The organism is uncultured Arthrobacter sp. (assembly GCF_947493765.1).
In the GTDB taxonomy this organism is placed as follows: Bacteria; Actinomycetota; Actinomycetes; order Actinomycetales; family Micrococcaceae; genus Arthrobacter_D.
This window is the reverse complement of sequence record NZ_CANLSZ010000012.1, coordinates 31,045-38,843: the sequence shown is the minus strand read 5'-3', so window position 1 is coordinate 38,843 and position 7,799 is coordinate 31,045. Positions and strand designations below refer to the sequence as shown.

The window sequence follows — 7,799 nt, the reverse complement described above, 5'->3', positions numbered from 1 at the left end:
CCGCCGGACAACCACCCCCGCGAGGGCCCCCACCTGACAGGTGAGGGCCCCCGCGCATTTAACACACACCCCACCCCTGCCGGAAGCGATGCCGCGACGTCCGCACACCACACCCCACCCCCCGTCGGAGCCAACCCGCCCGCACACCACACCCCACCACACCGGTAGGGTCGGCCTATGAGTGGATTGTTCTCACACCCACGCGAACCCGCGCAGGATGCCGTCGATCGTCCGGCGTTGCACGCCGAGGTGACGGTCCCCGCGCCACGGGATCACGCATGGGCGGGGCTGACCGAACACCTGCATCTGTGGTGGCCCGCAGGCGAGCTGAGCAGGTGGGGCGAGGAGAGTTTCTTCGATCTGGAGGACAACGCACTGGTGGAGACCTCGGCGCAGGACGACGAGAACGTCTGGGGCGAAGTCACCGACGGACTGCCGGGCGAATGGCTGTCGCTCACGTGGAGGCATGCCGGCTCCCAGTCCGTGACCCAGCTCCTGCTGGTGATGGGCCAGGACCAGACGGGCGTCGGGGACGTGGACCGGCTCCCGCTCCGTGACAGGGGAGTGGCGGATACCGGAGTGGCGGATACCGGAGGGGCCGCCGTCGGAGAGCCGCGCTCGGTGCTGACGATCACGCACAGCGGATGGACCGGCACTGACCCGGAGGACCTGTACGCGTTCTACCGGACATTCTGGCCGGAGGCACTCGGCTGCTATCGCCGTTTCATGGGCGGCTCGTGATGGACGGGATGCTCCTGGCCGAGCTGCGGTCGGTCCTTCCCGGACGCATGTCGACCTCCGCGGCGTCCCTCGACCGGTACTCGAGGGACCAGGGACCGTTGCTGAACCCGGCCCTGCCCGTCGCCGTCGTACGCGCCCGCACCGTGGGGGACGTCCAGGAACTCCTGCGGTGGGCTACCCGGCACAGGGTGCCCGTCGTGAGTAGGGGCGCCGGTTCCGGTGTCTCCGGTGGAGCCCACGCGACCACCGGGTGTGTGGTCCTGTCCCTCGAGGACATGAACCGGATCATCGCCATCGCTCCCGACGACGAGACCGCTGTCGTCGAACCAGGGGTGATCAATGGCGAGCTGGACGACGCGGTGGCCGGGTACGGGCTGATATACGCCCCTGATCCCGCGAGCTATCGGTGGTCGACCATCGGTGGCAATGTCGCGACCAACGCGGGTGGGTTGCGCTGCGCCAAGTACGGGGTCACCCGGGAATCCGTCCTGGCCCTCGACGTCGTTCTCGCCGACGGCACTCTTGTGTCCGTCGGCCATCGGCCGTTCAAGGGCGTGGCCGGCTACGATCTCACGGCTCTGATGACCGGTTCCGAGGGGACCCTCGGGGTGATCGTGGGGATCACGGTTCGGCTCCGATACCGGCCGCATACCGTCCACACACTGGCGGCCTTCTTCGACGACTTCCGGGCCGCCGCGGCGGGCGTGCTCGCAATCGGACGTGCACGCGTGCAGCCGGCCATCCTGGAACTCCTGGACGGGCGAACGCTGGAGGCGCTCGACGGGGCCCATGGATCGGAGCTGCGTCGACGCGGGGGAGCGCTGCTCCTGATCCAGACGGACGGGTACGGTGCCGCGGCCGAGGCCGACGTGGTCAGGGCGGCGCTGACCGAGCTGGGAGCGGTGGTCAACCAGGAGAATTCCGTGGAGGCCGAGCAGCTCGTCGACCTGCGTCGCCACAGCAGGGGTGACAGCGTGGACGACCTGTACCGGGTGGGGGAGGATGTTGCGGTACCGAAGTCCCGGCTCGTACCCTATGTCGCCGCTCTCGAGACCATGGCGCAGAAACACCGCGTGCAGCTGAAGGTGGTCGCGCACGCAGGTGACGGCAATCTGCATCCCACCTTCTGGGTGGACCGCTCCGAGGGGGCCCAGGGCCTGGAGCGACTCGAGGACGCTCTCGACGAATCGGTGCGGTCCGCGCTGGAATTCGGTGGGACGATCACCGGAGAACACGGTGTGGGGCAGTACAAGCAGCGCTGGTTGGCCTGGGAGCAGTCGACGGAGGTCCGGGACCTCCAGGCAGGGATCAAGCGTCTGTTCGATCCCCTGGGCATCCTCAATCCGGGGAAGGCCATCGGCTGACAGCTGGTTCTCCGTGCGGAGATCGATCCGGCGTGGGACCGGCTGCCGTCGGGTGATACTCTCGACGACATTGCCGGATTCCGCCGGCGCGTTCATCGACTTCTTCTCGGGGGGCACCATGAGTGACAACACGCCAGGATCGCAGGGCGGTTCGCCGTACGGTCAGAACCAGCCCCAGTACGGTGAGCAGAGCGGCTCACCCTACGGTCAGAACCAGCCCCAGTACGGTGAGCAGAGCGGCTCACCCTACGAGCAGCAGGGCACCTCGCCGTATGGTGGGCAGGGCACCTCGCCCTACGGGCAGCAGAACCCCCCGGGGGCGCCGACCGACAACCCCGGCAGGGTCCTGGGAATCGTGGGTTTCATCCTGGCGATCTTCATCGCCCCGGTCGGGCTGGTCATCAGCATCATCGCCTTCGTGAAGTCACGGAAGGCCGGGATGGGCAACGGTCTTGCTCTCGCGGGCAGCATCATCGGCGCCCTCTTCACGATCCTCGGCGTGCTGGGGGCGATCGTACTGGGAGCCTTCTTCACCGAACTTGCCCAACAGCTCACCGAGGCATGCGAGGGCCTGCCGTCCGGCACACCGGTGACGATCGAGGGACAACCGGTCGACTGCCCGTAGTACTGGGCACATTCGGGGCCGGCAGCCAGGTGGCTGCCGGCCCTTCTCATGACCCCCTAGCTGCCCTCGTGCTCCGAGTCCTCGTCGATCCCAATGGTCCTGGCATCCGCCGTGAGCATGATCTCCGCCTCGTCGCGGCGGTGCCGGAGTTCGTTGTCGAGGTACGACTGCACCGCCTCGGCCATCGGCACGTTCCGGTCCTCACGCTCTGACATGTACCACCGGTGTTCGAGGACCTCATGGACCACCTCGGCGGGCTCGAGCTTTCCGCCCAGGTCACGGGGTACCGCCCTGACGATCGGTTCGAAGACCTCGTTGACCCACAGATGCGCGCTGTAGTCCTCGTCCATGTCGGGGTTGTTGTCCACCCGGTAGGCGTCCATGTCGTTGAGCAGCCGCCGTGCCTGGTTCTGCTGGGCATCGAGCCCGGTGAGCCGGAGCAGGCGGCGGCTGTGGTGGCCGGCGTCGACCACCTTCGGCTGCAGCTGGATCTGGGTGCCGTTGGCCGCAGTCCTGATGGCGTACTCCTCGACGTCGAACCCGAGCTCGTTCAGGCGGCGGATGCGCGCGCCCACGCGCCAGCGTTCACCGAGCTCGAAGGACTCCTTCTCGGTGAGCTCGCTCCAGAGGCGGCGGTAGCTGTCCATGATGAGTTCGCTCGTCGCGAGCGGGTCCACCTTGTCCTCGATGAGACCACCCTCGGCGAGATCCATCAGCTCACCGGCGATGTTGACGCGTGCTATCTCGAGGTCGTACTCGCGCTGGCCCACCGAGAGCTCGGGGTAGAGTTCGCCCGTCTCCGCATCCACCAGATAGGCCGCGAACGATCCGGCGTCGCGGCGGAACAGCGTGTTCGAGAGCGAGACGTCGCCCCAGTAGAAGCCGACCAGGTGCAGCCGCACGAGGAGCAGCGCCTGGGCGTCGATGAGGCGGGTCAGGGTGTCACGGCGGAGCGTCTGCGAGAACAGTGCCCGGTACGGCAGGGAGAACTTCAGGTGCCGCGTCACGAGTACGGGGTCGAGCGCCTCACCCTCGGGGGTGGACCGGCCGGAGATGACGGCCACCGGCTCCACGCACGGGATGTCGAGCCGCTGCAGTTTCCGCAGCATGTGGTACTCGTGGCGGGCGATGTGCTCGCCCGTCTCCTTGACGGCGATGACGGAGCCACCGAAGTGGGCGAAGCGCACCACGTGGCGGGAGATACCGCGGGGAAGGGCCGCGAGAGCGCCGGCGGGCCAGTGCTCGAGCGCGACGTGCCAGGGCAGATCCAGCAGCTCGGGATCCGTCGCGGCGGCGGTGATGTCGAGGGAGCCCAGGCCGGGGGCTTCGGCCGACGCTGCGCGGACCCGCGGCAGTTTGCCGGTCTGGGTGTAGTCCGTCGGTTCGTCGCGCCACTGGGCGTCGGGGGTCTCGCTCATGGTGCTGCCTTCCTGGCCGACGGGAGTGGGTGCTGCAAGCGTAGCTCCACTCCCGACAGCGGGCGGCTGCCCGGTGCGGACGGACGACGGCGGGGCGGCTGCCCGGTGCGGACGGACGACGACGGCAAGGCTGCCGGGCACGGAAGGCGCCAGACGGACCCCGCCGTCGTCGTCGCGCTGTTGTCCGCGGAGGACTAGACCGTGTCCGCCAGGCGGAGGCCGTCCTGGGTGTCGAACAGGTGGACGTGTCCCTGCTCGGGTCGGATGAACACGGTGTCGCCCTTCATCGGGGGGCGGCGCCCGTCGACGCGGACCACGATGTCGTGGTCCTTGCCGTCCAGGGTGGTGTGACCGTAGATGTAGGCGTCGGCGCCGAGCTCCTCGACCACGTCCACCTCGACCTGCAGCCCCTCGCCGTCGGTGCTGATCGTCAGGTCCTCGGGGCGTACCCCGAGCATCACGGTGTTGCCCGCTGCGGCACTCAGGACATCGCGGCCCACGGGGTAGGTGAGGCCGCCGAAGACCACGCCGCCGTCGGTCACCGGGAGTTCGAGGAGATTCATCGCGGGGGAACCGATGAAGCCGGCCACGAACACGTTCTTGGGGCGCTCGTAGAGATTGCGAGGGGTGTCGACCTGCTGCAGGATGCCGTCCTTCAGGACCGCGACGCGGTCTCCCATGGTCATGGCCTCGACCTGGTCGTGGGTGACGTAGACGGTGGTGACACCGAGCCGCCGGGTCAGCGACGCGATCTGCGTGCGGGTCTGCACGCGCAGCTTCGCGTCCAGGTTCGAGAGCGGCTCGTCCATGAGGAACACCTGGGGGTTGCGCACGATGGCGCGTCCCATCGCGACCCGCTGGCGCTGGCCACCGGAGAGGGCCTTCGGCTTGCGATCCAGGTAGTCCTCGAGATCCAGGAGCTTGGCGGCCTCACGGACCCGCTCGGCCCGCTCCTCCTTCGACACACCGGCGATCTTGAGCGCGAAGCCCATGTTGTCGGCGACCGACATGTGCGGGTAGAGGGCGTAGTTCTGGAAGACCATCGCGATGTCGCGATCCTTCGGGGGGACGTCCGTCACGTCGCGGTCGCCGATGAGGATACGACCCGCATTGACGTCCTCGAGGCCGGCGAGCATGCGCAGCGAGGTGGACTTGCCGCACCCGGAGGGTCCTACGAGGACGAGGAACTCGCCGTCGGCGATCTCGATGTCGAGCTTGTCGACGGCGGGTTTCTCGGTGCCCGGGTACACGCGCGTGGCCTGGTCGAATGTCACAGTTGCCATGATGGGTTCCTTTTCACGGGCAGGTACGTGCCCGACGATCCGTAGTGAATGGAGGATATTCGGTTGTGGTGCGCGGGCAACGGACAGGCCGACCCACGCCTGCGCAGTATGGCACGTTCAGTCGCGGGGCGCACGGGCGCCGCGCAGCCGGACGAGGCGCTGGAGCACCTCCGAGAACGCGGCCGGGTCCTCGACGGTGAAGCTCGCGGCGGTGTCTCCCGTGCCGATCCGGACGCCGAGGTCGTCCGGGCCGAGTGTGCGGTGGGCGTCCTCGTCCGTGACGTCGTCCCCCGCGAAGAGGACCGCCGTCGCTCCGGACTCCCGGCGGAGCAGGGCAAGGCCCTGGCCCTTGTCCGCACTCAGCACCGAGACCTCCAGGACCCGCTTGCCGTCGCTGATGCCCAGGCCGTGCAGCGCCGCCAGATCGGTGCGAGCCGCGTCGACGGCCGCTGCCGCGACGGCGTCGTCCGCCGTCCGGGTGTGGAGCACGACGCCGGCCGGCTTGTACTCGACCCGCGTGCCCGTGTGGGCGGCGGCGACGCGTTCGACCACGGACACCGCCCGGGCGAGCAGTTCCGCCTGCCCCTCCGTCAGGGACAGCGGGGCGGCCCCCGGCCCGGTCCAGGCCTCCGCGCCGTGACTGCCGATCAGCATCGCCTCGGGCGGCGGGTCCGCGACCGCGCGGAGGCTCTCGAGCGCGCGTCCGGAGATCAGCGCCGTCGTCGTGCCCGGAAGCCCGGCCAGCTCCCGCAGGGCCGTGGCCGATGCGGGCAGGGCACGGGCGTCCTCGGCGCGCTCCACCAGGGGCGCGAGGGTTCCGTCGAAGTCGAGCGCCACGAGCAGGTGCCCGGTCCGGGCGAGAGTGCGCAGTGCGGAGGCCAGGGCCGGCTCAAGCGTCATCACGACCTCCGTCCTGCAGCGCCTCGAGGAAGGAGCGGGACCAGCGTCCGACGTCGTTCTGGATCACCTGACGGCGCATGAGCCGCATGCGCCGCGTGGCCTCCGCACGCGGCATCTCGACGGCCTGCACGATGGCGCTCTTCAGCCCGTCGATGTCGTGCGGATTGACGAGGATCGCCTGGCGGAGGGTGTCGGCCGCGCCGGCGAACTCGCTGAGCACCAGCGTCCCGGTGTTCCCGGTGCGCGCTGCCACGTACTCCTTGGCCACGAGGTTCATGCCGTCGCGGAGTGCGGTGACGAGCATGACGTCGGCGGCCAGGTACAGCGCCACCATCTCCTCCACCGGGTAGCTGTGGTGGAGGTAGCGGACGGCGGTGTTCTTCAGGGTGTCGTGCGTGCCGTTGATCCTGCCGACGGCACCCTCGATGTCCTCGCGCAGGAGCCTGTACTGCTCCACGCGCTCGCGGCTGGGACTGGCCACCTGGATGAGGGCGGCGTCCTCGACGGTGAGGGCGCCGTCGTCCAGCAGTTCCCCGTAGGCCTTGAGCCTGTGGCCGATGCCCTTGGTGTAGTCGAGGCGATCGACGCCGAGCAGGACGTGCTGGGGGTCCCCGAGCTCACGGCGGATCTCCTTCGAGCGCTCGATCACGTCGGGTCGCTGCGCGAGCTCGGCGATCGAGGCGGCGTCGATGGAGATGGGGAAGGCCTCGGCGCGCGAGACGTAGGCGGACGCGCCGTTCTCGTCCGCCGGTACCCGGACCTGCTGGGACTTGATGGTGTAGCCCGTGAAGCGGCGGACGCAGCGCAGGAAGTTGCTGGCGTCGCTCGGACGCTGGAAACCGATGAGATCCGCGCCGAGGAGCCCCTCGATGACCTGCCGCCGCCAGGGCAGCTGGGCGTAGATCTCCAGCGGCGGGAACGGGATGTGGTTGAAGAATCCGATGTTCAGATCGGGCCGGGCCTGCCGCAGCATCTTCGGCACCAGCTGCAGCTGGTAGTCCTGCACCCAGACCGTGGCGCCCTCCGCCGCCACGGATGCAGCAGCGGCCGCGAAGCGCTCGTTGACCCGCTGGTAGGAGTCCCACCAGGTGCGGTGGAACTCCGGGGAGGCGATCACGTCGTGGTAGAGCGGCCACAGCGTCGCATTGGAGAAGCCCTCGTAGTACAGCTCCACCTCCTCGCCGCTCAGCGGTACGGGGACCAACCGCATGTTCGCCTCGTCGAAGGCTTCGAGTGTCTCGTCGGGGGCGCCGTGCCAGCCCACCCAGGCGCCGTCCGCCTTCGCCATGACCGGGGCCAGCGCCGTGACCAGGCCGCCGGGGGAGCGCCTCCACGAGCTCTGGCCGTGCTCGTCGACCACGCGGTCCACGGCGAGCCGGTTGGAGACGACGATGAAATCGAACTCGCCGAACTGTCCGTCCATGGAGAACGAGGGCGCGACCCCCGGAGTGGTCGAAGGCTGTGCTGC

The 7,799-nt window shown here is 69.1% G+C and carries 7 protein-coding genes; 3 read left to right on the top strand and 4 right to left on the bottom strand.

All coding sequences use genetic code 11. The features are described 5' to 3' along the window. Nucleotides 1–177: 177 nt before the first annotated feature. The 3 genes from Q0747_RS13200 (at nucleotide 178) to Q0747_RS13190 (ending at nucleotide 2,730) form a co-directional block, all read left to right on the top strand. A complete protein-coding gene (locus tag Q0747_RS13200) occupies nucleotides 178–741 on the top strand; it encodes a hypothetical protein (RefSeq protein WP_298255382.1) in 564 nt (187 codons plus the stop codon). Beyond that, nucleotides 741–2,105: an FAD-binding oxidoreductase gene (locus Q0747_RS13195; RefSeq protein WP_298255380.1), complete on the top strand. Its 1,365-nt coding sequence runs from the start codon at nucleotides 741–743 to the stop codon at nucleotides 2,103–2,105. The genes Q0747_RS13200 and Q0747_RS13195 overlap by 1 nt, the downstream gene beginning before the upstream one ends. Before the next feature lie 118 nt (nucleotides 2,106–2,223). Then, nucleotides 2,224–2,730: a DUF4190 domain-containing protein gene (locus tag Q0747_RS13190; RefSeq protein WP_298255379.1), complete on the top strand. Its 507-nt coding sequence runs from the start codon at nucleotides 2,224–2,226 to the stop codon at nucleotides 2,728–2,730. A 56-nt stretch (nucleotides 2,731–2,786) separates the two neighbouring features. Here the strand turns inward: Q0747_RS13190 and Q0747_RS13185 are convergent, their stop codons facing one another. From Q0747_RS13185 to Q0747_RS13170, 4 genes are all read right to left on the bottom strand, one after another. Further along, nucleotides 2,787–4,148, bottom strand: a complete 1,362-nt coding sequence (locus tag Q0747_RS13185) for a DUF4032 domain-containing protein (protein ID WP_298255377.1) — start codon at nucleotides 4,146–4,148, stop codon at nucleotides 2,787–2,789. Nucleotides 4,149–4,342: 194 nt separating this feature from the next. Further along, nucleotides 4,343–5,431 (bottom strand): ABC transporter ATP-binding protein, encoded by a 1,089-nt coding sequence (locus Q0747_RS13180; protein WP_298255375.1) that lies wholly within the window; start codon nucleotides 5,429–5,431, stop codon nucleotides 4,343–4,345. Between the two features lie 117 nt (nucleotides 5,432–5,548). Then, entirely contained in the window at nucleotides 5,549–6,331 is a 783-nt protein-coding gene (otsB, locus tag Q0747_RS13175) for a trehalose-phosphatase (RefSeq protein WP_298255374.1), read from the bottom strand. Continuing rightward, entirely contained in the window at nucleotides 6,321–7,754 is a 1,434-nt protein-coding gene (locus Q0747_RS13170) for a trehalose-6-phosphate synthase (RefSeq protein WP_298255392.1), read from the bottom strand. Before Q0747_RS13170 ends, otsB begins: the two co-directional genes overlap by 11 nt. Nucleotides 7,755–7,799: the final 45 nt, after the last annotated feature.

Coding starts and splice junctions, on each gene's coding strand:
- Q0747_RS13200 (WP_298255382.1), top strand. CDS start 178: ATGAGTGGATTGTTCTCACACCCACGCGAACCCGCGCAGGATGCCGTC.
- Q0747_RS13195 (WP_298255380.1), top strand. CDS start 741: ATGGACGGGATGCTCCTGGCCGAGCTGCGGTCGGTCCTTCCCGGACGC.
- Q0747_RS13190 (WP_298255379.1), top strand. CDS start 2,224: ATGAGTGACAACACGCCAGGATCGCAGGGCGGTTCGCCGTACGGTCAG.
- Q0747_RS13185 (WP_298255377.1), bottom strand. CDS start 4,148: ATGAGCGAGACCCCCGACGCCCAGTGGCGCGACGAACCGACGGACTAC.
- Q0747_RS13180 (WP_298255375.1), bottom strand. CDS start 5,431: ATGGCAACTGTGACATTCGACCAGGCCACGCGCGTGTACCCGGGCACC.
- otsB (WP_298255374.1), bottom strand. CDS start 6,331: ATGACGCTTGAGCCGGCCCTGGCCTCCGCACTGCGCACTCTCGCCCGG.
- Q0747_RS13170 (WP_298255392.1), bottom strand. CDS start 7,754: ATGGACGGACAGTTCGGCGAGTTCGATTTCATCGTCGTCTCCAACCGG.